The organism is Streptomyces sp. NPDC042346, from assembly GCF_055581845.1.
In genome coordinates this window covers 252,073-274,111 of sequence record NZ_JBVJEH010000013.1, presented here as the reverse complement: position 1 = coordinate 274,111, position 22,039 = coordinate 252,073, and the positions used below count along the sequence as shown (strand labels likewise).

The 22,039-nt window shown below is 72.1% G+C and carries 22 protein-coding genes; 10 read left to right on the top strand and 12 right to left on the bottom strand.

Features of this window, described 5'->3' with window-relative positions; all coding sequences use genetic code 11:
• Nucleotides 1-257 precede the first annotated feature (257 nt).
• Entirely contained in the window at nucleotides 258-965 is a 708-nt protein-coding gene (locus ACZ6K0_RS38360; RefSeq protein ID WP_469578220.1) for a hypothetical protein, read from the bottom strand.
• A gap of 221 nt (nucleotides 966-1,186) precedes the next feature.
• Here ACZ6K0_RS38360 and ACZ6K0_RS38355 point away from each other — a divergent pair, with 221 nt between their 5' ends.
• Together ACZ6K0_RS38355 and ACZ6K0_RS38350 are read left to right on the top strand one after the other, a co-directional pair.
• On the top strand, nucleotides 1,187-1,978 hold the full coding sequence (locus ACZ6K0_RS38355) for a hypothetical protein (RefSeq protein ID WP_469578217.1): 792 nt from the start codon (nucleotides 1,187-1,189) through the stop codon (nucleotides 1,976-1,978).
• Nucleotides 1,979-2,098: 120 nt separating this feature from the next.
• Nucleotides 2,099-2,353: a P-loop NTPase family protein gene (locus tag ACZ6K0_RS38350; RefSeq protein WP_362485565.1), complete on the top strand. Its 255-nt coding sequence runs from the start codon at nucleotides 2,099-2,101 to the stop codon at nucleotides 2,351-2,353.
• Between the two features lie 427 nt (nucleotides 2,354-2,780).
• On the opposite strand, the gene ACZ6K0_RS38345 is transcribed toward ACZ6K0_RS38350, so the two are convergent.
• The gene (locus ACZ6K0_RS38345) at nucleotides 2,781-3,218 is read right to left on the bottom strand and encodes a hypothetical protein (protein WP_469578215.1); all 438 of its coding nucleotides are present in this window, start codon (nucleotides 3,216-3,218) and stop codon (nucleotides 2,781-2,783) included.
• Nucleotides 3,219-3,395: 177 nt separating this feature from the next.
• Between ACZ6K0_RS38345 and ACZ6K0_RS38340 the strand changes: the two genes are divergently transcribed.
• The 3 genes from ACZ6K0_RS38340 (at nucleotide 3,396) to ACZ6K0_RS38330 (ending at nucleotide 7,684) form a co-directional block, all read left to right on the top strand.
• Nucleotides 3,396-3,731: a hypothetical protein gene (locus tag ACZ6K0_RS38340; RefSeq protein WP_469578212.1), complete on the top strand. Its 336-nt coding sequence runs from the start codon at nucleotides 3,396-3,398 to the stop codon at nucleotides 3,729-3,731.
• Between the two features lie 200 nt (nucleotides 3,732-3,931).
• On the top strand, nucleotides 3,932-5,737 hold the full coding sequence (locus tag ACZ6K0_RS38335) for a hypothetical protein (protein WP_469578209.1): 1,806 nt from the start codon (nucleotides 3,932-3,934) through the stop codon (nucleotides 5,735-5,737).
• A 147-nt stretch (nucleotides 5,738-5,884) separates the two neighbouring features.
• Complete coding sequence (locus ACZ6K0_RS38330) at nucleotides 5,885-7,684, top strand: hypothetical protein (RefSeq protein ID WP_469578206.1); 1,800 nt, start codon at nucleotides 5,885-5,887, stop codon at nucleotides 7,682-7,684.
• A 186-nt stretch (nucleotides 7,685-7,870) separates the two neighbouring features.
• Here the strand turns inward: ACZ6K0_RS38330 and ACZ6K0_RS38325 are convergent, their stop codons facing one another.
• From ACZ6K0_RS38325 to casA, 10 genes are all read right to left on the bottom strand, one after another.
• Nucleotides 7,871-8,338 (bottom strand): hypothetical protein, encoded by a 468-nt coding sequence (locus ACZ6K0_RS38325; protein WP_469578204.1) that lies wholly within the window; start codon nucleotides 8,336-8,338, stop codon nucleotides 7,871-7,873.
• Between the two features lie 11 nt (nucleotides 8,339-8,349).
• Complete coding sequence (locus ACZ6K0_RS38320; RefSeq protein WP_469578202.1) at nucleotides 8,350-9,120, bottom strand: glycosyltransferase family 2 protein; 771 nt, start codon at nucleotides 9,118-9,120, stop codon at nucleotides 8,350-8,352.
• A 320-nt stretch (nucleotides 9,121-9,440) separates the two neighbouring features.
• Nucleotides 9,441-9,812, bottom strand: coding sequence for a hypothetical protein (locus ACZ6K0_RS38315; RefSeq protein ID WP_469578199.1), 372 nt, complete (start codon nucleotides 9,810-9,812; stop codon nucleotides 9,441-9,443).
• 232 nt (nucleotides 9,813-10,044) lie between these two features.
• A complete protein-coding gene (locus ACZ6K0_RS38310; RefSeq protein ID WP_469578196.1) occupies nucleotides 10,045-11,295 on the bottom strand; it encodes an MFS transporter in 1,251 nt (416 codons plus the stop codon).
• A gap of 259 nt (nucleotides 11,296-11,554) precedes the next feature.
• Nucleotides 11,555-11,932, bottom strand: coding sequence for an SH3 domain-containing protein (locus ACZ6K0_RS38305; protein WP_469578195.1), 378 nt, complete (start codon nucleotides 11,930-11,932; stop codon nucleotides 11,555-11,557).
• A 462-nt stretch (nucleotides 11,933-12,394) separates the two neighbouring features.
• Nucleotides 12,395-13,090 carry a type I-E CRISPR-associated protein Cas6/Cse3/CasE gene (gene cas6e, locus ACZ6K0_RS38300; RefSeq protein WP_469578193.1) on the bottom strand — a complete coding sequence of 232 codons (696 nt, stop codon included), beginning with the start codon at nucleotides 13,088-13,090 and terminating at the stop codon, nucleotides 12,395-12,397.
• Nucleotides 13,087-13,788: a type I-E CRISPR-associated protein Cas5/CasD gene (gene cas5e / locus ACZ6K0_RS38295; RefSeq protein WP_469578191.1), complete on the bottom strand. Its 702-nt coding sequence runs from the start codon at nucleotides 13,786-13,788 to the stop codon at nucleotides 13,087-13,089. The genes cas6e and cas5e overlap by 4 nt, the downstream gene beginning before the upstream one ends.
• The gene (gene cas7e / locus ACZ6K0_RS38290) at nucleotides 13,785-14,942 is read right to left on the bottom strand and encodes a type I-E CRISPR-associated protein Cas7/Cse4/CasC (RefSeq protein WP_469578189.1); all 1,158 of its coding nucleotides are present in this window, start codon (nucleotides 14,940-14,942) and stop codon (nucleotides 13,785-13,787) included. The genes cas5e and cas7e overlap by 4 nt, the downstream gene beginning before the upstream one ends.
• Nucleotides 14,943-14,979: 37 nt before the next feature.
• A complete protein-coding gene (locus tag ACZ6K0_RS38285; RefSeq protein WP_469578188.1) occupies nucleotides 14,980-15,570 on the bottom strand; it encodes a type I-E CRISPR-associated protein Cse2/CasB in 591 nt (196 codons plus the stop codon).
• Nucleotides 15,567-17,027, bottom strand: a complete 1,461-nt coding sequence (casA, locus tag ACZ6K0_RS38280; RefSeq protein ID WP_469578186.1) for a type I-E CRISPR-associated protein Cse1/CasA — start codon at nucleotides 17,025-17,027, stop codon at nucleotides 15,567-15,569. Before casA ends, ACZ6K0_RS38285 begins: the two co-directional genes overlap by 4 nt.
• Nucleotides 17,028-17,308: 281 nt before the next feature.
• On the opposite strand from casA, the gene ACZ6K0_RS38275 reads away from it, so the two are divergent.
• From ACZ6K0_RS38275 to ACZ6K0_RS38255, 5 genes are all read left to right on the top strand, one after another.
• A complete protein-coding gene (locus ACZ6K0_RS38275) occupies nucleotides 17,309-17,734 on the top strand; it encodes a hypothetical protein (RefSeq protein WP_469578184.1) in 426 nt (141 codons plus the stop codon).
• The gene (locus ACZ6K0_RS38270) at nucleotides 17,731-19,176 is read left to right on the top strand and encodes a hypothetical protein (RefSeq protein WP_469578182.1); all 1,446 of its coding nucleotides are present in this window, start codon (nucleotides 17,731-17,733) and stop codon (nucleotides 19,174-19,176) included. Before ACZ6K0_RS38275 ends, ACZ6K0_RS38270 begins: the two co-directional genes overlap by 4 nt.
• Nucleotides 19,143-20,366, top strand: a complete 1,224-nt coding sequence (locus ACZ6K0_RS38265; protein ID WP_469578181.1) for a DUF3440 domain-containing protein — start codon at nucleotides 19,143-19,145, stop codon at nucleotides 20,364-20,366. Before ACZ6K0_RS38270 ends, ACZ6K0_RS38265 begins: the two co-directional genes overlap by 34 nt.
• A gap of 67 nt (nucleotides 20,367-20,433) precedes the next feature.
• Nucleotides 20,434-21,282, top strand: a complete 849-nt coding sequence (locus ACZ6K0_RS38260) for a ParB N-terminal domain-containing protein (protein ID WP_469578179.1) — start codon at nucleotides 20,434-20,436, stop codon at nucleotides 21,280-21,282.
• Nucleotides 21,279-22,016: a hypothetical protein gene (locus tag ACZ6K0_RS38255; protein WP_469578177.1), complete on the top strand. Its 738-nt coding sequence runs from the start codon at nucleotides 21,279-21,281 to the stop codon at nucleotides 22,014-22,016. The genes ACZ6K0_RS38260 and ACZ6K0_RS38255 overlap by 4 nt, the downstream gene beginning before the upstream one ends.
• Nucleotides 22,017-22,039: the final 23 nt, after the last annotated feature.

Genomic DNA, 22,039 nt, shown 5'->3' with positions numbered 1-22,039 from the left:
CCGCGATGCGGCGGTGCGCCTCGGTGGCCTGGGCGGGGCCGTGCGCGGGCATTCCGAGTGGCTGGCCGGGTGGGCACGTTGTCCGCGAGCCGGCGCGCCGAGCGCGGCGCAGGTCCGGCGCACCGTGGTACGGGGAGGTCGTCGCGCGGCGGTGCGATCCGCGGCTCGCCGTGGCTTCGGGCAGGGCGCCCGGGCACCGGGGGTGCTGTACGCACCCCCGGTGTGGGTGTGCCGTTGGAGCCGGGCGGCGCGGCAGCCTACTGGGGGAAGCTGAGAACGACGATCGTCGGGGTCTTCGACTCCGACGCTGCCGCGATCGCAGCTGCGACGGCCTCGTGGAAGCTGGTGGCGTCGCCCTGCCGGGGCTCGCCGAGCTGAGCCGCCGTGGCAGGCGCAGGCGTGGCGTCGGGGGTGTCGGGCTGTGCGTCGTGGATGACGCGCAGGAGGTGCCGGACGAGGAGTTCGGCGCGGGTGCTCACCTGGGTGGGCATACGTCCGTCGGGCCTGATGCGGCGTGCCGCGGCCGTCATCTGGCGGACGCTGAGTTCGTCGATGAGGTCGGCGGTCGGGCGGCCGTTGAACTTGTTCCAGAAGACGTCGAAGGCGATCGGGATCGCCTGGTGGAGGTCCGTGGTGAACTCCGCGACCCACCGCGGCTGGTGGACGCTGCGACCGCGGCCGGCGGAGGGCTGGGCCGTCCGGATGACGTGCAGGAATGCGGTAATCAGGTCCGCGGTCGGGCTGCCGTTGGGCCGAACGCTCGGAGGGTTCTCGTTGATCTGACGTGCCGCGAACGCCATCTGGGCCTGCGTCAGGGCGGAAAGCTCACGCGTCGTGATGACACCGGCGAAGTGACTGGTCCGCAGTTCCGCGGTGATGAGCAGTGCCTTGCGCACCCGGTTGTGGAACTCGTGCGGGCTGTAGATCTCCTTGTCGAGATCCTGGGCGAGAGGCAGGTGAATCATGGAACTCCCGGGCTTGGGGGCGAGGGCGCAACCCCTCGCGTGACTCTTTTACTTTAAGCTATGATGCCACCTTTAGTCAATTTAATTGCGTCAACCTGGGTGTACGGAGATCCACCTCGGGCCGCGGTCTGCCGACGGACCCGACCACGGTTCGATCCCTCACAGCCAGCAACTCCACTCGCTTGCCGGCTCTATGCCGGCCCGAACCCACGGGATTCCCCATGGCCTACACGACGCCACACGCGCTCAGCGGACGGCGCCCCCGACTGCTGATGCTGCCCTTCACCCTCGCTTCCCGCGTCTTCCGCCCGGCCCGTCCCGGCCGGCTCACCGACGGGGCCATCGAGGTCGCCCAGATGATGCGGACGGTCATTGGGATCGTGGCGACGATATGGATGGTCTACGCGTACCCGCTGCAGCAGTCGGTGTCTTCGTTCGCCCAGGACAAGCTGGCCGAGACCCTCATCAGCACCGGCGTGCTCATCGTGGTCGGCCCGTTGGCCCTCGTGGTCTTCGTGGCCGCAGCGCGTCCTCCGGGTAGAGCGGTGTACGTGCGCCGGCTATCGGGGCCGGTGACGGGCTTCGGCGCCCTGTTCGCGACCGTGCTCCTCCTCTTCCTGCTTCTGCAGAACAGCGGCGGAGCCCGTCTAGCCCTGCAGTTGGGCCCCTTCCGGTTCGTCTTCCTGCTCCTGGCCCTGGCCGCGGTGCTCTTCGCCGTGCCCTTCGGCCTCGCGTCGGCGTTCCTCTGCGTCCACTACGTCTTCCGCACCGGTGACGTACACGAGGTCCTTCCCCCGCTCCTGTCGCCGTTGCTGGTCTGGGTGATGTTCGGGTTCCAGCTCGCCGACGGCTCGCCCGCCGTGGCGCCCCAGGCGGTCCAGTACCTCTTCCTGTTCGGTCCGCCGCTGTCCGTGACCCTGCTGTCGGCGTGGGAGTTGCGGCGCCTACGCACCCAGTTCGGAGTCACGGTTCGTGGTGCGCTGCACCGCGGGCGCCGGCCGGCATCGTGGTAGCCGTCCCAGAGTCGACGCCGGTCCAGTCGGGTCGATCCGCGGCCGGTGCTGCTCTGCGCGTGCAACAGTGGTCAGCATCTGCACCGGCCGAGTCCCGTTCGAGAGCCCTGGAGCCTACGCATGTCCGAAGAGCACACGGCACGTACCCCGGGTCCCGTCCGGGGCGCCGCGCCCGCGGCCCACGTCCGAAGGCAGCTGCCCCTGGCCTTCCCGATGATGACCAAGGGCGGTCAACCCAAGCGGGACGAACCCGGATCTCCCGGTTCGCTCTCCCGGCTGCTGGCCCTTCAGCTCGCCACCCGGGGCACGCGAGTGCTCGTGACGGATCTCGACCAGCAGGAGACCGCCACCAGCCCCCGCTGGGCGGACCACTAGCCGGGCCCGGCACACGATGAACAAGTGGCCCCCGCGGCCGGCCGGCGCGGGGGCCTTGTGCTGGGCGACGGACAGCTCGAAGCGGGCTCCGCACCGCCATCTTCTGGTCGGTACGGAGCCTGCTCTCGTCCGGGCAAAGGCGGTCGGCACCCACGAATGAGCGCGAAGCCCCGCCCAGGACACGCGACCTCGGTGCGCGCCGCCGATGTACCGGGTCAGGCAGGCCGGTACTGGCCTGGCACCAGCCGCCATGGTGCCGAGTACTCGGCGCCGCAGACAGCGCAGCGGGCACGGTAGAGGGCTGCGGCCGGGCCCAAGCTCTCGGCCGGCCGGGCAACCAGCCGTTGCCCCTCAATCACCGTGACCAGTTCCGCCCAGGGCGTGGAGCAGGTGCAGGCGGCCGGTGGTGTCTGCGTGGCCCAGGCGGTCATGCTTCGGCCCCGGTCTCGGGCGGGTCGTCCGCAGCAGCCGCTCGCCACTCGCGGGGCTTGCGGCCGATCGCCTGCGCCACGGCGTCAACGTCGTTGTGTCCGTAGGCGGTGCGGACACCGGAGACCGACATGCCGGAGGCCGTGGCGAGGTCAGCCAGCTTGTAGGGGCGCGGGCGGGTGAACTCCCGCCCGTAGGCGACCAGGCGGCGGAGTTCAGCTTCCGCCTGCGCCTTGCGGTAGAGCGCGGCACCGATGGCGCTCAGCAGCGGCTCGTTCTCCTCCGGATCGGCGTCCCAGGACATCTCCAGGTTGAAGGACATCTTCTTCCGCGCCTCGTCGATCTCATGGCAGACGTCGTTGAAGACGTCCTCCGGGACCTCCCCCGGCTTCGGCATCGGGTGGACGATCGCGGCTACCTCGTCGAATACGCTCATACATTGCAGCGTACGCAAGGAATTGCGATGATCGCAATAGATTTCACGGATCGCAAGACGCGTTGGGCAGCGAGGATGGGTGATGCCCCCGGCGGTGCGAAGAAGCGGTGCTCCCCGTGGTGAAGGCGGATCACGGCCGGCGGCCTGTTGTCCGAACCGGGTCGTACGCTGCCGGGCATGGGAATCATGGAACGTGAAGAAGAGCGACCGCAGTTCGGGTACGGGCGGGGTGAGCGGCCGCTGTGGAGCGCGAGGGACCGGGACGCCGAAGTGATCCGCGAAGTGCTCCATGGGGCCGGGCGCCCGGCGTTCAGCGACTCCGAGGACGGCTTCGTCGTCGAGAGCGGCGACGAGGGAGCGCCCTTCCTGGTGGCGTGCACGATCGATGAGTGGACGGACGCGGAGCCGGAGCTGCAGCGGTACCGAGTGGCGCTGACCAACGCGCGCATGCGCGTCGAGCTGGACCCCGAAGACCGCAAGACCCTGCAGGTGTGGATGCCGCAGACGGCGTAGCGGCTCGTTGGCGGCCGCTGTGATCGAGCGGGACGACGAAGGGGCGGGGTGGCGCGCCACCCCGCCCCTTCGTGCTCGGCGACCATCCGTCGGCATCCGGACATGAACACGCTTCCGTCAGGCCCTTCACGCCCGGACTGCCGTGGCGCCCCGCACCCCGCGCCTATCGTGGTTCGGAAGGTGAAAAAAGGGGGCGGCGCGTGCGCGATTCCAGGCTGGTGCAGACGGCGGTCATCGGCGATGAGCACTCGGATGTGCCCGTCGTCCTGCCCCCTGAAGCGATCGAGCTGGACGTCTTCCGTCACGCCCATGAAGGGGACACGTTCTGGTGCGGGGTGCTGCTCGGCGGCTGCGGCGCCCAGCTCGCCACGAAGCTCTACGTCGATCGGCAGTGCCACTTCCAGCACTTCCCTCAGCCGAACGGCATGCCGAACCCCTGCCGCCGGCCGGCCGTGGGCGAGTCCAGCGCGGACCACCTGTATGTGAAGTCGGCCCTCTCCCGGTCGCTGCTGGACCACGGCCGCGCCGCGCGCTTCGCCTTCCCGCCGCCGATTGGTTCCGTGGTCGACGTGGACCTGGAGGACGGCACCTCCTTGCGCATCCACATGGACGGCTCGGTCCGGCCCGACTGGGATGTCGCCGAGCGGACCGTGGTTCTCGGGCCCGGCGTGGTGCCGGAGCCGGGCACACTGGCGGGCTGCCCGTACGTCTACCGGGTGCGGTGCGACAGCGACGGCGCAACCCGGCAGGTCTGGATCGGGACGCAGAGCCTGGCCCACCCCACGGACTGGATTCCCCTCGGCGAGTGCACCTGGGGCGACGAGGGTCTGCTCACGCCGACCGCGGCCCGTCTCCTGCGTACCCGTGCCGCCAACCCGAGCCGTACCGCTACCGAGAGCCCCAACGTCCAGTCCGCGACCCTGCCGGAGAACGTGGTGACGTTCGTCCGCGGCTTGGAGGCCGCGCAGCGGACCGGCACGGTCGAACACGTACGCCGGCTGTGTGCCGGCGGCGACTCCTTGCTGCCGAGCCTGACCCCGCCCGTGCGAACCGAGGTTGAAAAAGCCCTGGCGGAGGCGCGCGCGTGGCTGGCCACGCATGAGGAGTACCAACACCGCCTGTTCGCCGAGCTCGAGACGGCCGTCCGCGAGCGCCGCGCCTGGGACGTGCGATCCCGCCTTCAGCAGGCCGCCGCCCTGACCCGACGCGGCGCCAGTGTCTCGGAGCAGCGGGTGCTCGCTGCCGCACGCTCCTACCTGCGCGGGCAGGACCGTGTCGAAGAACCCCGCGCCACGGCCGCCCTCCGGCGGGAGGCGAGCTACCGGCCGACGCCGCCAGCCCCGAAGGAGCCGAAGAAGGAGCCGCGCCCGGCCGCTCGGAAGACGAGGTCTCAGCGGCGCCAGGAGGCCGCCGCGGACGCGCGCAAGCTGCTCAAGTACCTGCGCCGTGAAGAGCGCTCCCTGTCCGCCGCCGAGTTGAACAGGGTGGTGGGCAACCTCGTGCGCGCCGCGCGGACCGCAGGCGATGAGCTCGAGCCCAAGGACCGCCTGGCGGTCGTGTCGTGGGAGCAGAAGAACGAGCGACGGCAGCGGGCAGCGAGCCGCCGCGATTCCTCGCGCACGGAGAGCGAACGGCCGGCCAGGAACCGGGAGCGTCCCGAGCACACGCAGCTCGACCCGCTGGCGTACGCGGTTCGGGCGGTCCTGCAGAAGGCCGCGTCCGCGGGAACGACCCTCACGTGGGCGCAGATCCGGCAGCAGCTGCCTCCGGAGCTTCCGGCCCTGGAGCGCGGCGAGCAGACGCCGCTGCTGATTCGCATCGACCGTAGCCGCGACAGCAGCGCCCCGCTGCTCTCCGCGCTGGTTACCGGCGCCGACCATGACATGCACCCGGCTTACCCCCGCATCGCAGCCGCCCTGGGCCGCCCCGCGACGAACGGAGACCTGGCCGCTCTGGCCCAGTGGGCGGTGGAGGTGTCCCGGTTCCGACGCAGACCGGCGAGGTAGAGCGCCCGCGAGCAACGCCTCGGTCCGAAGCTGACAACACGGCCGTCCCGCGCAGGAGCCGCCCCGCCCGGCCCCGGGCTTCCGCAACGAGAGGGAAGTTGAGCACAAACGACTACCGGCGCTAAGCGTTTCGTTTAATCTTGCGGGATGGCCCTTCCCTGGACACGTTCCGACCGCCCCCTCGCCGACGCCTACTCCGGTGCCGACATCGCCCGGCTGACCGGCCTCACCCGCGGCCGGGTCTCCCAACTGCGCACCACCGACGAGGCCGACGCCCTTCCTGAGCCCGACGCTCCGGGCAGCACCACAACACGGCCGTTGTGGCGTGGTGACACCGTGGCCCGCTGGTGCGCACGTACCGGACGGCGTCTGCCGCCGGGCACCACGTCATGGCTGATGCCGGGCCCGGACGGCCCGCACCTGCGCCGTCAGAGTCAGCAGACGATCAGGCTGCTGCAGGACGAGGTGCCCGACGATCTCGAGCTGCGGCGCCGGCCGATCGACGTCCAGGTCGCCCGCTACACCACCGCCGGCGGCAGCGGCCCGTCCGTGTGGCTGGCGACCGTGCTCGCCCCGGGCGAGATGCGCCGCCTGCTCGGCTGGCCGCCCAGGTGGCCTCACGGGAGCCCGCTGGACCACCTGGTCCACGAAGTCCTCGCGGACTTCGAGCCCGATCCCCGCGTGGCCACCGACCTGCTGGGCACGCTGATTCTGCTCCCGACCATCGCCGAACCCGAGTACGGCTCCATGTCTGGGGACGTACGCGTGCTCCAGCTGCACAAGGGCGACACCGGCAACCGCGCCGCGGACCGCCTCCACGGCCGCCTCCGTCAACTCCGCCCGTCCACCGACGAACTGCGGGACCTGGCCCAGGCACTGGGGCACCGGCTGCCGTGGTGGCCGCCCGGCTGCGCCACCCCAGCGCTCGTGTCCAACTGGGCGCCGGACGCCCAGCGGCTGCCGGAACACGTCCCCCCGCCACTGGCTGGGGCGCAGGCGTTCCTCCGGCGCTGCGAGAGCGCCGCAGCCGAACTGCAGGGCACTCTGCGCGACTCCGTGCTGGAGCTGGGGAGGTACCGGTGGGCCAGGGCTACCTCGGGCTGGGTCGGAGATCCCGACCTCGGAGCGCTGCCCAAGGATTGTGACGCCGGGATCTGGCAGGTCGCCGTCGAGTTCAACCTGCCGCCCGCCTCGGCGACAAGCGGTGACTTCGACGAGGGGCTGGAGTGGGCCATGGACCACGCCCCGTCCCAGCGTCTGGCGCGCGACGCCGTGGACACCTTCGGCGACCCCGGTAGCGCCGGGACCGTGCTCCTCGACACGAACTCTCTGCCGTCTCCGTTGCGCGCGCTGTTCACCGGGCAGGTCACCTCCGCCGAGGCCTCCGGCAGCTACCGCGCGCAACGCGTCCTCGACGCGCTCGACGCCCACCCCGCCGCGGCGGCCGGAGCCTCGCTGGGAACCTGGCCGGCAGTTACCGGTCCGGCCTGGTGCGCCACCTCCCCCGGCACCGGGCTCGTCGCCCTTCACGTACCGAGGGTCATGCCCGCACCTGCTTCCTTCCCGGGCGCCCCGTTGGAGGTCGTACTGCTGCGTACCGAGCCTGTCGGCAGCTACGGGCAGCCGGCTCCTGCCGTCGGCTTCGTCATCACCGAGCAGGACCGGGTTCTCCTCCTGCCGGCCCAGGGGCGGCCCGTAGATCTCGCGGCCGCGATCGAGCACGCCGTGTGGCACCCCGATGTGCCGACGCCGCTCGTGGGCCTGGCGCCGAGCTCCAACGAGTCCCTCGTCACCGCCGTGGACGCGCTGGTAGAGACGGGCCCACGCGTCACTCCGTGGGAGCAGCTGACGGCGCTGGTGGCACCGCCCCCGCCCGGCGGAGGCTACTACTCCTGCTGCGGCGTCGCGGCAGGCCCGGTCGACGGGAAGCTCGGAAGCAGGAGCTGAGACGGCAGGTGCCGGGCGGGGTGCGGATATCCGCACCCCGTCCTGGGCATGGCTACGTCTCCAGAGGCGGCCTGGGACGCGCGGCGGGAAGGCCCGGCCGTCATCGCCGTCGAGGACGACCAGCAGCACGGGTTGCGGATGGCATCGCGACAGGCCCGTGGCTCCCGGTCACAGAGGAAGCTGTCGTCACGGCTCGCTCGGCCGGCACTCCTTGCACAGCCGGTAGTTTCGTCCTCCGCGCGGCCCGGTGTTCTCCGCGATCCACTGGCGGGCCCCGGCCGGGCTCATGATGTACAGCCGCAGGTGAGGGCTGTACCTCTCCTCAGCTTCCGGAGTGTTGTAGTCGTGGTGCTCGTGCGCCCACTTCTGCAGGGCCCGGTCGTACGCCTCCCCTTCCGGGCGTACATGGTCGGCAGGCATCTGCCGGCGGACGCGGCCGCAGGTCGTGCGGTGCAGGTAGCTACCGCTCGCGGTGTAGCTGAACTGCTCGGGGTCCCGGTAGCACGCCCACGAATAGTCGGCGCCGTCCAGGACCCGGTCGAACTTCGCCTTCGCCAGACGACACCAGATGCACCCCTCACACGGTTCCTCGGGCTCCGGCTCCATCTTCGGCTCGCGGTAATCGGGGTGCCACGGGTCCAGCTGGTTGGTCATGTCTGCTTCCTTCAAGCCGACTTCGCGGTTTCCTTGAAACCCTCGCGGAGTGCGGCCAAGTGCTGACCGTGCCTCCACGCGAACACGCGCGCCCGCGATTCCATCGCCGGATACGAGGGATGAGCCGTCATCTGCTCCGAGTGTTTTCGGTAGTGATAGACCACGGCTGGCAGGAGGGCCCCGGGAGCACCACCCGTAATGCCCACCAGATAGGCGTAATCCTCTCCTTGAGGGAGGGCGGCATATCCACCACTGCCGCGAATGAGGTCGGTGCGGGCAAGCAGGGTGGTGGGCCCAATCGGGATCGTCGAGTCGGGCGTCTTCCAGAACCGCCACACGGCGCCGGGCTCGTGGAAGCCAGGCGGTGTGGGGCAGTGCCAGGTCGTGGTCGAGCCGTCCGGGTGCAGGTCGGCGGACCAGCCGGCGCACCATCCCAGGCCGTGGGCGCGCGCGTGCTCGAGCCGGAGCGACAACGATCCTTCCGGCAGGAGGTCATCATCGTCAGCCGTAGTGCACCAGGCAGTCGTGACCTCGTTCAACGCGAAGTTCCGGGCGGCGCCGGCACCGACGGCGCGGGGCAACGGCACGGCGACGACGCGGGGGTCCTCCCTCAGGACTGCGGGCAGCTTCGAGAGCGGCACACCGTCCAGCGCCAGGACCCACTGGAATGGGACGCCCTGCGTCTGAAGGCTGGCGTACAACTCCAACAGGTAGGGGACTCGCTCCGCGCGCAGCCGGGTCGGGGTGATGACAGCGACTTCGGCGGTGTCGGAATGGGTCACAGTGGCGACTTCCTTACGTATGCGGGAACGGTGTCAGCAGTCCGGGCGGGACACCGGATTTCCGATCCCGCGGTCAGCGGGTTTCTGGGGAGTGCAAGCCTTCAGCGGAACCGGAAACGATCCGTATTCGGTCCGCTGAAGTGAATTCTTCATTGCAGCCCCTGTGGATATCTTCCGCCGTATTTCGATGATCTCGGAGCTCAACCGACGTGTGAGCCGGGGCCTGGCAGAGGACCGCCGGAACGCGACGCTTGGCGGAGAGCGGAGGCGCGGGAGTGTAAGGACACGGGACCTTCCGAGGAGTCGTGGGCGAGCGGGTGTTACGCGGCGCGGTGCGGGCCGGACAGACCGGCGCCCGGCCGTTGCGACCACGGCCCGATGACGTACCGGGCCGGAAGATCGATCAGGTGCAAGCGGGGTGGCAGGGACGTGTGGAGCGCCTGGAGTTCGGCGGGGTTCGGGGGCATGGCGGGGGCCCGGGTGGCCGCGGTCATGAGCAGCGTGGGGGCTTCGCCCTCCTCCCCGGACGGGCCGGTCCAGCGCAGGACGAGCATTCCGTAGGCGTCGTCCGCCTGCTGTTCGGGCAGGCCGGGGTGGTGAGGGCGGTGCCACCGGTGGGCCTGGTCGAGGACGACGATCGGGAAGATCGCCCCGATCCCGTAGGAGGCGGCCTGGACGCCCGGCTGGTTCAACTCGTCGCTCCCTTGTGCGTTTCGGCGCTCGCGCTCAGCGCATGTACCCGGTGGTGCGGGCGGGCGCGGCGAGGTTCTGCAGTCCTTGGGCCAGCCGAACCCGGCGGCTGGTCAAGGAGGCCGAGATCGTGGCGCGTGGCGAACCTCTGGGGAGGGAAGGCCCGGTAGGTGCGGTCGCCGGCCCCCGGGGCGATCAGGGCGGGGCGGTGGTGGTGCATGGCGGTGGCTCCGGTCAGGGAAGGGTGGGCTGGGGTCGGGCGCGGCGGATGAGGGTGGCGAGGGGCCAGACGAGCGCGGCGCCGACGAGGCCGACGGTGAAGGTGGTCGCCGCGGCGAGTTGGTCGCCGCCGTGGGTGAGAGCCCATCCCGCGAGTGCGGGAGCGATGATGACGGCACCGGCGAGCGTGGTGCCCCATATGCCCGCGTACAGGCCGCGGGCGGTGGGGGGAGAGAGTCGGTTGAGCAGGTCGGACGCCGCGACGAAGACGACGATCTCGCCAGGGACGGCGAGGGCGGCGGTGGCGGCGTAGCCGAGGGTGGTGGAGGCGAAGCCGGCGGCGCCCATGCTCATGCCCAGAAGGATGGAGCTGGCGGCGAAGAGGCCGGTCATGGGTCTGCCGCCTTGGGCCTGGCGGTTGAGCCAGCGGTTGAGGAGCGGGGAAAGCAGCAGGACCGCTCCGGCGTTCGCGGTCTGAGTCCAGCCGTAGTCAGCGGCGGCGAGTCCGTCTTCGGCCATGAGCATCGGCAGGGAGGAGAAGAGACTTGCGACGCAGGTGAGGGCGCAGAGGCTGGCCAGGAGCAGCAGCCACAGGCCTCGATCGCCCAGGGCGGCACGGTAGACACCGGCCCGGCTGCCGCTGGACGGGCGGGGGCGGTGGGTGGAGGGCAGGTAGCGCCAGGCCAGGAGAGCGAAGAGCAGGCATGCGGCGGCGTTGACCCGGATCAGGACCGGGATGCCAAGGGGGGCGGCGAGCATTCCGCCGGCGGTTCCGGCGACGGCCGCGCCGACGTTGACAGCGAAGTGGCGCCACGCGTTGACGGCGGCGCGGGCGCCGTCGTCGGAAAAGGTGTCGGCGATCGCCGCGGTGAACACCGGGCGGGCAGCGTCGTAGACGATGCCGCCAGTGAAGGCGGCGGCGACCAGCGCGGGGAGAGCCTGCGCCTGGGCGAGGAGGGGAAGGGCGACCGCGGCGAGCAGCATGGTCGTGATGAGGGTGGCCCGGTGGCCGATCCGGTCGGCGAGCCAGCCGCACATCACGGAGCCCAAGAGCCAGCCGACGCCGAAGACGGCCAGAGTGGTGCTGACGGTGCGGGTGGACAGGTGCAGTTCGTTGAGGTGGTAGGGCAGGAACGGGTAGGTGAACCCGAGGCCGCGGACGAGGAAGGTGCCGGCCATCAGCGTCCATATCGCCGCCGGCCATCGGCGTGTGGTTCCGGTCCCGGCCTGGTCCGGTCGGTCGACCGGCGCGGCAGTGGTGGACACACAGACTCCAGCTGGGGTTGCGGCGCTGATGGGGCGGCGCCGTGAGGTGATGAAGGGGCGGGGGTGCCGCCGGCGCGGAAGGCGGCACCCCCTGGTGGCCGGGACGGGCCCCGCTCTCGGAGGAAGGGGGGGCGGGGCCGGACGCCGCTTCGGGGGCTGAAGGGCGGTCCTCGGCCGGTCCCGGCCGGGCAGGGGGGGTAGTGCCCGGCCGGGAATCCGTTTCACGGCGGTGTAGCCGCGGGACGCGGCAGGCCGGGGATCAGTCGAGCTGCATGTAGACGCACTGCTCGAGGTAGGACTTGCTGACCCAGCCGGTCGTGCCCGTCTTCAGGCCGGTCTTGGACCTGTGGTCGAGCCTGATCTTGATCCAGGAGCCGCTGCTCGCGACCTTGGTGCCGGAGTCGCCGGTGTACAGCTGGCCGATCGCGCGGTAGCCGGTGGACGGCCCGCTGCGGAAGTTGACGCCCTTGCCGTGCACGGTCCAGGTGGGGCAGGTGTTCGTCGCGGCGGCCAGGGTCGTCGGTGCCTGCGAGGGGGTGCTCGCCAGTGCGGTGGGCGCGGCGGCCAGGGTGGCCGTGGCGCCCATGGCGATGGTGGCCACCGCGATGCCGGCGCGGCGGATGAACTTGGTCTGCATTCGTCGTCTCCTGAGCAGTGGGCTGCATTGCTGCATGAGCCATCCGCCTGCACGACGGGCAGGGTTGCGACGTCGCGTCAGCCTGGGCGGAAAGCGCACGTCTGGAAAGCTAGGAGAGGACACCTGTGGATAAGTTCCGGCGATTTCGGATGCCAAGGATGGTCATCCCGCAGACGGAGCATGGAGTACATAAGTGCTGGACAATAGGTAGCAGATAGAATATTTCGGCAGCCTTTGATGAATGAGGTGGAATTCGGCAGGGGGCGGGCCGAAGGCTGCTCTGCGCGTTATGCGTCCGGGGTCGCCGAACGCAGCGGAAACATTCCTAATTGAGCGCCATCCATGTGCAGTGCAGCCCGGTGCACGCGACGAGGGTTTGAATTCACACAGCGCGTGCGACGGCGCCCGGCGCTTCCTCGTGGGCCAGCCGAGCCGAGGGGTCCTGGTCCGGCCCGAGTGAGGTCAGGCGGTATCGCGGGCCAGGGTGAGGAGGCCGCAGCCGTACGCCTTCCCGTGGCCGATGCCGTCGGTGAGGGTCCGCCGGAGGGCATCGGGGTCCACGACGTCGAGGAGGCCGTCGTAGGTGGCGGTGCGCAGGTGGACGTCGCGGCGGGCGCCGGAGTCGGTGGTGCGGGGGAAGCGGAGCGCTCGGGTGGCGCTGACGGTGACGCGGGGGGCGACGGGCGAGATGCGCTCGTCGACGGGGATCGTGAACCCGGCGGCGGCAGCGCGGTCGAGGAGCCACTGGATCTGGTCGGCGGGCGTGGTCAGGGCGGTGCGTACGCTGCGCCGGCCGGGGCGGGAGATGGCGCGGGTGGGGTTGGCGGTGAGGCGGAAGCGCAGCCGCATGCCGGTGTGGAGGTGGTCGAGGAGCGGGGTGTAGGGGCGGGTGTCCCAGCCGGGGGTGTCGGGGGTGGCGAGGCGGGGCCAGCCGGCCTGTTCGACGAGGTGGGTGAGGTCGGGCGGGGTCGGGCTGAGGATGAGAAGGGTCGGCTGGTGGTCCTTCTCGTCGAGCCGCCACAGGACCCGGTGGCCGATGGTCTGTCCGCCGGGAGGCGGGGGGAAGGCGGCTGCGACGGCGGCGTGGAGGCGCTGGGGTGAGCCGGTGAGGCGCCGGGCGCGAACGGGGTTGAGGGGGCAGCGGGTGAGGTGGGTCATCTCAGTTCGTCCAGAGCGTCGAAGAAGTCCGGGCCGTCGGGGCGGTCGGGCCCTGGGGCGGGGAGGGTGAGGGTGGCGACGGCGCGGGCGGTGTGGCGGCGGTGTCCGGGGGTGAAGTCGGCGGGGTGGTCGTGGTGGAGGCGGGCGGCCGGGTTGGTGGGGCGGGTGTCGTGGTGGATGGTCATGCGGTGGCGGGGGTGGGCCTGCTGGAACCAGGGGGCGGCCTGCCAGGGCAAGGTGGCGAGGATCTCGGCGGGGTCGGTGGCGCCGGGGTGGACGCTGTGGAGGGGGTGGCGGGCCGGGGGGCAGGAGCGGCGGCCGAGGGAGAGCGGGTGGGCGGGGTTGCGCAGGGCCTGCTGGAGGCGGTCGATGATGGGGGCGGGCCCGGCGAGCGCGGCGGTGAAGGCGGCGTCGGCGAGGTAGAAGCGGTTGGAGAGCGGCATGGGGCGGCCGTCGCGGGTGTGGGTGGTGTGGAAATCGCGCAGCCGGGTGCCGGGCTGGTCGGTGCGTACGGCGTAGGTGAGGGCCGCGAGTTCGGCCAGGCCCGCGGTGTCGGTGCGCTCCAGGCCGGCGGCGCAGCCGAGGAGGCCGATCACGCCGGACTTGGTGGGGTGGGGCTGGGTGTCGCGGTGGGTGTGCTGGGCGGCGGCACCCCAGGACTGCAGGGGGCCGGCGAGGACCAGGACGAGGACGCTCACACGGACTCCCGGATGGCGCTGGTGCGGCGGGCGAGTTCGGCGGCGGCGGTGTCGGCGAGGGCGGTGAGGGTGGGCACGCGCTCGGTGGCGGCGTGGAGGGGCTCCGTGGCCTGGGGATGGGTGGTGAGGAGCCAGGAGCGGGCGGTCGGGTCGCCGTAGGCGGTCTCGGTGGCGGTGAAGTGCTCGGCCAGGCGCGCGGCGGCCGCGGGCAGGTGCCCGCCTTCGGCGGTCGCGACGGGAGTCTCGAACGCGCCGACGTGGTTGAAGGGCGTGCCGGTGACGGTGGCGATCAGGACGGTGGGCCGGGTGGTGTGGGCGTGGGAGGTGATCTTCCCCGACGGCACGGCTTCGGTGAAGGCGCGGACGAATGCGGCCGTCACCTGCTGCAGCGTCATGGCGTCGGCGTAGTCGCTCAGGTTGGCGGCGAGGTCGGGGCCGGTGAGGACTGCGTGCCGGTAGAGGGTGGGGGCGACGAACTCGCCGCGGCCGATCATGCTGGCGCCGCTGTCGGAGGTGAAGTCGTCGACGGCGGTGAAGTAGTCGGTCTCCACGGTGGTGCGGTGAACCGCGAGCGCGTGGGCGACCTGGACGGCCGCGTCGACGCGGAGGTCCTGTTCGGCGGCGACCATGCGGCCGAACAGGGCGATGTCGACCGCGTCCTTCGACATCACCGCCTGCTTGAGGGCCGTGACGTTGGCCTTGGTCTTCAGGTAGGCGGCGATGTCGTCGGCCCCCTCGGCGGCGAGGTGGGCGAGGCGCTCGACCTGCCGGCGGCCCAGGAAGAGGATCTCCCTGGTGGCGGGGGCGGCGGAGTCCGGGCGCCGGGCGGCGGTGTCCGGGCTGGCGCCGGTGGCGGCGGTGAGGACCTTCTCCGCGATGGCGGCCGCCTGCTCACCGCCGAGACCGGGGCGCAGCGTGCGCAGGGCGTCGGCGAGCAGGCGGATGCCGTGGCGGGTCCGTACGGCCAGGTCCTTCTCGGGGATGAGGTCGGCAGCAGTGAAGTGGGTGCGCATGGCGCGCTTCCAGGACTGCGAGGAGACCCGGGCCCGCGGCACGCCCCCGTAGACGGCGGTCTTCGGGGTGCCGAGGTCGTCGCGGTTGATGTTGCTGGGGGGCAGGGTCTGCAGGGCGTGCAGGACGAGGTGAACGCTCATGGTGGAGGGGCCTTTCGCTTCGGCAGGGGTGGTGGGTTCAGGAACGGGGGGCGGGGGCGCGGTGCGCGCGGTTCTTGGCCCGGGCGTAGGCGGTCGCCCACTGCTGGGTGGTGCGGTGGGGGCCGTCGGGCTGCTGCCAGGTGTAGAGGTCGGCGGCGAGCTGGGCGAAGTCGAGGCGGGTGGCGCCGCGCAGGAGCGGACGCAGGCGGGGCAGGAGCTCGTCGAGGGTGTGGCAGCGCAGGGCGCGGGCGAGGTCGTCCTCGGCGGCCGGTCGGTCGCGGACGATGCGGGCGACGACGTGCCCGAGGAGCGTGACGCGCTGGGCGGTCGAGCGGGCGTGGGGGATGTCGGTGCGGGCCCAGAGCTGGGCGGCGGCGGTCACCGCGGTCGCGGCCGCGACGTAGTCCTGCTCGCTCAGGCCGGCGCCGGTGCTGCCGTGGAGGTCCTCCAGCCGCAGCGACAGCCACAGGCCGGGATCGCCGGGCGGATCGTTGCGGCTGAGCATGGCCTTCTCACCCCGGTCGATGCCCCGGGCGAGGCGGGCCTGCAGACCGGCCAGCAGCCGGTCGGTGACGTCACGGACAGCCTCGGCGGTCCGGGGCGTGCTCTGGGGGGCGGGCGTGGTCATACGGACAGGTCCTCTGTGGTGGTCGGGGCGGGGCTTTCCAGGGCGCCGAGCGCGGCGACGTACATCCGGGCGCCGGACAGGGACCGGCTGCCGCTGCCTTTCGCCCCGGCGACCTGCCGCGCGGCCCGCGCCAGGCACTCCCCCCACCGGTCCGTCTCGGCGTCGGGGTCGTCGGTGAACTCCTCCCAGCCGGCCGTGAGGTGCGGGGCGAGGGACAGGTCCGCGCGGGACTGGACGGCTTTCGCCAGCAGGCCCTGGGCGTCGGCGGCGTTGTGTGTGATCTGCCGCTGCATCCACCAGGGCAGGCGGGCGGCTTCCACCAGCCGGGCGCGCCGGTCGGGGTCGGCCAGGGTGCCGGCCGGGCCGAGGGGGGCGTGGAGGTGGATGATCCCGGAGAGGGCGGCGCGGTGCCCGGTGGTGTGCTCGGCCCGCAGGACGGCCGCCTCCACCCTCAGGTCGGGTGGCACGGTGCCGCGCTCGGCGGCCGAGGTGACGTGGTCGAGGACCGCGCAGTTCCCGGTGTCCGCGCTGGTGTCGAGGAGGGTGGCCGGCGCCCACGGCAACAGGTGCCCGGCGCCGTCGGCGACCGCGAGTCTCGTTCCGCGCCCGGTGAGAGCGGCGCCGGGGTCGAAGCGGGCTGCGGACTGGTCGGGGCTGTCGGGCCGGTCGCCGTCGTGGAGCGCGATCCCGCTCACCCGGCCGGCGTCGTCGGCGAACAGGCGCACCCGGCGGGTCGGCCAGGTCCACCAGTCCAGCGGCCCGGACGCCTCCCGCTTGTGCATGGGGGCGGTGGAGGAGTCGCGTTCCCACACCGGGGCGTCGCCCGCATCCCGGATGCCGGGCGGACAGTTCAGCAGCAGCTCGTCCTTGAGGCAGGCGGCGGTGATCCGCAGGTGGGTCATCGTGCTGAGCGGGCCGGGCTTGGAGCCGTAGACCTTCCCGGCCCGGGTGGCCGGGTCGGCCGGATGCCCGGTGCGGATCCCGCCCGGGTGCCAGGCCTGGAGCATCACCAGGCCCACCGCCGCGTCGGCCGCGTCCACCGGCGCGGGCTCCCTCAGCAGGTGCTGGGCGAACTGCGGGGCGCCCGAGCTCCAGGCCGCCACGTCCAGACCCCGCACGTCCTGGGTCGCCTCGGTGACGTGGGCGGACTGCCAGAACGGGCGGTCGCTGCTGAACAGGTCGAACCGGTCGGTGTGCGCGTCGAGGTAGGCGCCGATGCGGTCGGTGTCCAGGGCGGGCGCGCGCCAGGCGGCGTCCCACTGCTCCTGGTCGGCGGGCCGGTCCGCGGCGGCGTACAGGGCGAGCAGCAGCCGCAGCAGCGCGGCGTGCTCCGGCGACTGTGCGGCCAGCTGCGTCTCGTGCGCCCGTTCCAGTGCCTCGCGCAGCGTCATCCGCGCCGGCCCCTCGCTGGTCACGACCGGAAGCCATGGCCGTGTGAGCAGGTCGAAGTGCGCCACAGCCCCTCCTTCGTCGGCGCTCGAAACGCCTGTTGAGAATGCGTCGCCATGCACCCTGACAGCATCCGAAAAAAATGGCAACTCTCAGCACTTGCTATTTAATTCGTGCTATCTCTGAGGTCCGTGAGCGTCGTACCGAAACCACCGGAGGCCCGTTTCTGATGCGCCGACTTCGTGCAAGGTCAGCCTTCGGCCCGAGGTGCCTGACGAGGAGATCGCTGCTCTGCGGGGGGCGGCGATACCATCGACCGGTCCGCCGCCACCCCCACGAGTCAGGGCCCATGACCACCCGCGAGACCCTCTCCGAGCTCATCGACCGCCTAGTCGCCGACAAGGGCCATGAGTGGGTCGAGCAGGAGATCGGCTACGACCGGGAGCTGATCGAGGAGCATCGCGCCGCTGCCGCACGGGCCCGCTTGGTCAGGGCGCCGCGCGATGGCAATGCCCTCCCCATCGACGAGGTCTCCCCCGACCCGCTGCCCCTGACCGACCTCGCCCTCTACCTCCGCGTACGCGACGACACCCTCTCCCGGGCCCTGCGCAGAGATCCCAGCGCGCCCCGCCCGGCCCCCGGCACCGACCCCAAGCGCTGGCACTACGCCGAGGTCCACGCCTGGTGGCCCCGCCGCCGCCGGGCCGGGCAACGGGGGCCCGCCCGCCGCGCCGCCGAACTGGCTGCGGACGGCACGTCCCCGGAGCAGGCGTGAACGCCACCCGCACCACGGAGCGCGCCGCCGTGCCGTCCGTCCCGGCCGACATCCCCGGCACGGGCCCCGGTGCGGTGTCCGGCTGGCGGCTCGTGGTCACCGCCGTGCCCGCGCAGGCCCGCGCCGTCCGGGACCTCGACGGCCTGTGGCTCGCCCCCGGCGCCCGGGCACAACTCCCCGGCGGTGCGCTCGTCCTGGCCGTCGACGTCCACGACGCCCCCCGCCGCTGGACGATCACCGCCCTGCGCGCCACCCCGGACGGGCTCGAAGAAGCAGGACGGTGGGAGCGGCGCAGCCCGCTCGGCGCCCGGGAGATCAACGCTCTGCGTGCCCTGCTCTCCGGCGACGCCGCCGGCCACACGGTGCGCGTCCTCGCCGAGCCGAACCGGGCCCCCGCCGTCTGCCGGGCCTGCGACCGGGCGCTGCCCGCTGGCCAGGGCCTCGCGCACCGCACCCCGGCCGGTCACGTCACCACCTGCCGCCCGTGTTCCGTCCCCCCGTTCGGCGTCAACCCGGACGCGGGCCGCTGCGCGCGCTGCTCGGGCTGGGTCACCGCCGGCGAAGGCCTCCTCGCCCCGGCCCCGGGAGCGCCCGGCTTCTACCGGCCCGCCCACCGCGCCTGCCCCGACCAGCCGCTGCCCGGGCCGCCTCTGCGCACCGCCACCTGGTGCCTGGAGTGCCGCACCACCGTCCCCGCCGGCACCGGCTACTGGGACCGCGGCCCCCACCACGCCCCGGGCCACTGCGCGCTCCCGGCCGACGGCCTGCCCCGCTGGAGTGTCCGCGTCCCCGCCCGCGAGAGCACCGACTGGGCCCCGGGCCAGGTGCGCAGGATCTGGCACACCCCCGCCGCGAACGAACCCGCGCTGCCCGAAGGCCTGCCCGGTGGGCGGATCCTCGCCGATACCGGCTACATGACCGTCCTCTCCCGCGTCCTGGATACCCGCACCACCGGCGCCGGCTCCACACTGGCCCTGGTGCGGGCCGTGACCTGGATGGAGGCCGCCCCGCTGCTGGCCGCCGAGCTCGACCAGGCGCTCGCCACCCGCCCCGACGGCGGGACCTTCCTCGCCCGCCAGGTCGTCGAGCGCATCTGCGGGGACACCGGCTGGGTCGCCGAGATCACCGGCCACGACCCCCGTCACGGCCTGACCCGCGAGTTCCTGCGCCCGCAGACCGACTACGACCAGGCTGACGCCCACGGGCACCGCGGCGTCCTGGACGCCTGGACCCTGCGGCCCCGCCGCGTCTACGAGGTCTCCAGCCCGCTGGGGCCCCCGGCGAAGGACTGGCGCGCGGTGCGCAGACGTCTGGGCCGGGGCGCCCGCGTCACCGCCGAGCACCGCGCGTTCGTCCGGGTCACCGCCGAGGGCGACATCGTCGAGATCACCGAAGAGGAGGTACAGGCATGGCTCGCCGCGGCCTTGGAATGGATGTCCTGACCGCCGCCCGTCAGCGCATCGCCCGCCTCTTCACCGACTTCCCGTGCGTGTACGTGTCGTTCTCCGGCGGCAAGGACTCCGGTGTCCTGCTGGAGCTCGCGGCGAACGAGGCCCGCCGGCGCGGCCGCCGCCTCGGTGTCCTGATCGTCGACCTGGAGGCCCAGTACCAGCTCACCGAGGACTACATCCGCCTCATGCTCAAGCGGCACGAGGACGTCCTGGACGTCTACTGGGTCGCCCTCCCGATCAACCTCCGTAACGCTGTCTCCTCCTTCGAGCCGCAGTGGACGTGCTGGGAGCCGGGCAAGGAGGACGCCTGGGTCCGCCCCCGGCCCGCCGAGGCCATCGGTGACCAGGGTTTCTTCGACTTCTACGAGTACGGCATGGAGTTCGAGGACTTCGTGCCGAAGTTCGGCGACTGGTACTCCCGCCAGCACGGCGGGAAGATCACCGCCTGCCTCGTCGGGATCCGCACCCAGGAGTCCCTCAACCGCTACCGGACGATCGCCAGCCGCCGCAAGCAGCGTCACGACGGCCTGCCGTGGACCACGATGATCAGCGCCCGCGTCTTCAACGGCTACCCGATCTACGACTGGCGCGTCGAGGACATCTGGGCCTTCAACGGCCGGCATCACGTCCCGTACAACGCGGTCTACGACCGCATGCACCAGGCGGGTCTCACCCTGCACCAGATGAGGCTGTGCCAGCCGTACGGCGACGACCAGAAGCGCGGGCTATGGCTGTACCAGCTGATCGAGCCCCACACCTGGGGCATGGTCGCCGCCCGCGTCCAGGGTGCCGAGTTCGGCGCCCGCACCGCCCGCGAGGTCGGCAACGTCAGCGGCCGGGTCAAGGTCACCAAGCCGGACTCGATCACCTGGGAGCAGTTCGCCCAGAACCTGCTGGCGTCGATGCCGCCGGAGACCGCCGAGCACTTCCGGATCAAGATCGCCGTCTTCATCCGCTGGCACCAGAAGAACAACGGCTACACCGACGGCGTCATCCCGGATGAGGGGCCCTTCGACAAGAAGACCCCCTCCTGGAAGCGGATCGTCAAGATGCTGCTGTCCTACGACTACTGGTGCAAGGAGTTCGCCATGGCCCCGCCGAAGAACAAGAACTCCTACGCGGAGTACAGGAAGCGGATGCAGATCAGGAAGGAAGAGTGGGGGTTCCGTGGCACCGTCTGACCTCCCCGAGACCACACCCCCCGCCGCCCGGCCCGCTGGTACGACCATGCCCCGCAAGGAAGACGCCGTGAACGAGCAGACCGCGCTCGAGATCCCCCTTCCGGACAACGCCGTCGTGAGCCCGGCGCCCGGCAGGAGGCCCGCCCGGCGTACGCCGCCCCCACCCGAGCACGGCACCGGCGCGCAGATCATCGACGCCGCCCGGCCGCTGATCGACGCGCTCGCCGATCTCCCCCTCGACGAGCGCGTGAGCACCCTCAACGCCCTGCGCGTCCTGCTGCACGAGCAGAGCCCGTTTGCCGACGAGCCTGTGGACCTGGTCCTGTGGGAGAAGGCCGAGACCGTCGAGGGAAACTCCTACAATCCCAACGCGGTCGCCCCGAGGCAGATGGACCTCCTCAAGCACTCCATCACCGCGGACGGCTTCACCCAGCCGATCGTGGCCTGGCGGCCCGGCGACGCCGGCACCCCCAACGAGCCCGCCGCACCGGCTGAAGAGACGGCCACGCCGATCGAGGTCGTCGACGGCTTCCACCGCCACCTCATCGGAAAGCACGACCCCACGGTGGCCAAGCGCGTGCACGGCTACCTCCCGATCACCATCATCAACACCGATCGCGAGGCCCTGGAAGACCGCCAGGCCGCCACCATCCGCCACAACGCCGCCCGCGGCGTGCACACCATCGAAGGCCTGTCCGAGATGGTCCTCCAGCTCATGCGCGAGCGGAAGGACTTCGCCTGGTTCGAGAAGAACCTCGGCATGCAGCGCGACGAGGTCACGCGCCTGGCCCAAGTCAGCGGGCTGGCCGCCGCGTTCGCCGACGCCGAGTTCTCCGAAGCCTGGGAAGCCGACACCGATCCCTTCGCCACACCCGACGCCGAACAGAGCGGGCGTACCCCCGGGGAGCAGTCATGAGCAACAACGCCGACCGGCGCCCGGTGCCCGGCGCCCGTGTCCCCGACGGCTGGGTACGCATGACCGTCCCCCCGGTGCCCGACGGCATGCGGCCCACCTCCTGGCGGCGCACCCTCGACGCCGTCCACCCCGGCAAGACCGGCGTGGGCGCCCTGCCGGGCCACTGGGTCAACCCCGGCGACGACATCGCCCTGCCCGTCGGCACCCTGCTGCTCAGCGCCGACAAGACCGCCACGGGCACCGCCGTCAACGCCCGCACCCGCCGCCGCTACACCACTGAGGACGTCCACCTCGGCTTCAGCGTCCTCACCCCCGACGGCGTGCTCGGCGCTCTGTGGACCCGGCACTACATCCATGCCGCTTCCGCCTTCGGCCGGGAGGTCGCCACCAAGGCCGCCGCCCTTCTCACCGCGCACCCCTCCCCCGGCGAGCCGCCCGTCATCCTCGCCGAAGCGCAGCGGCCCAACCGCCGCGCCGCAGCCTGCCGCAACGTCTGCGGCGCGGACATCGCACCGGGCGACGGTCACCTGATCGGGGCCGGGCGGGACGCGGAGGTCGAGCACTGGCCCGGCTGCACTGCCCCCGCCGCCCTGCCTGGGTCGCGGCCTCGGAGGACCTGCGACAACTGCGAGGGGCCCGGCCGCGGTCATGAAGCCACCGACTCCAGCGGCATCCCCGGCCGCGTCTGCGCACGCTGCGCCCGCGAGCCCTCCTATCTGCTGTCCTTCGCCTGAATCACCCCCCGCCCAGCGCCCGG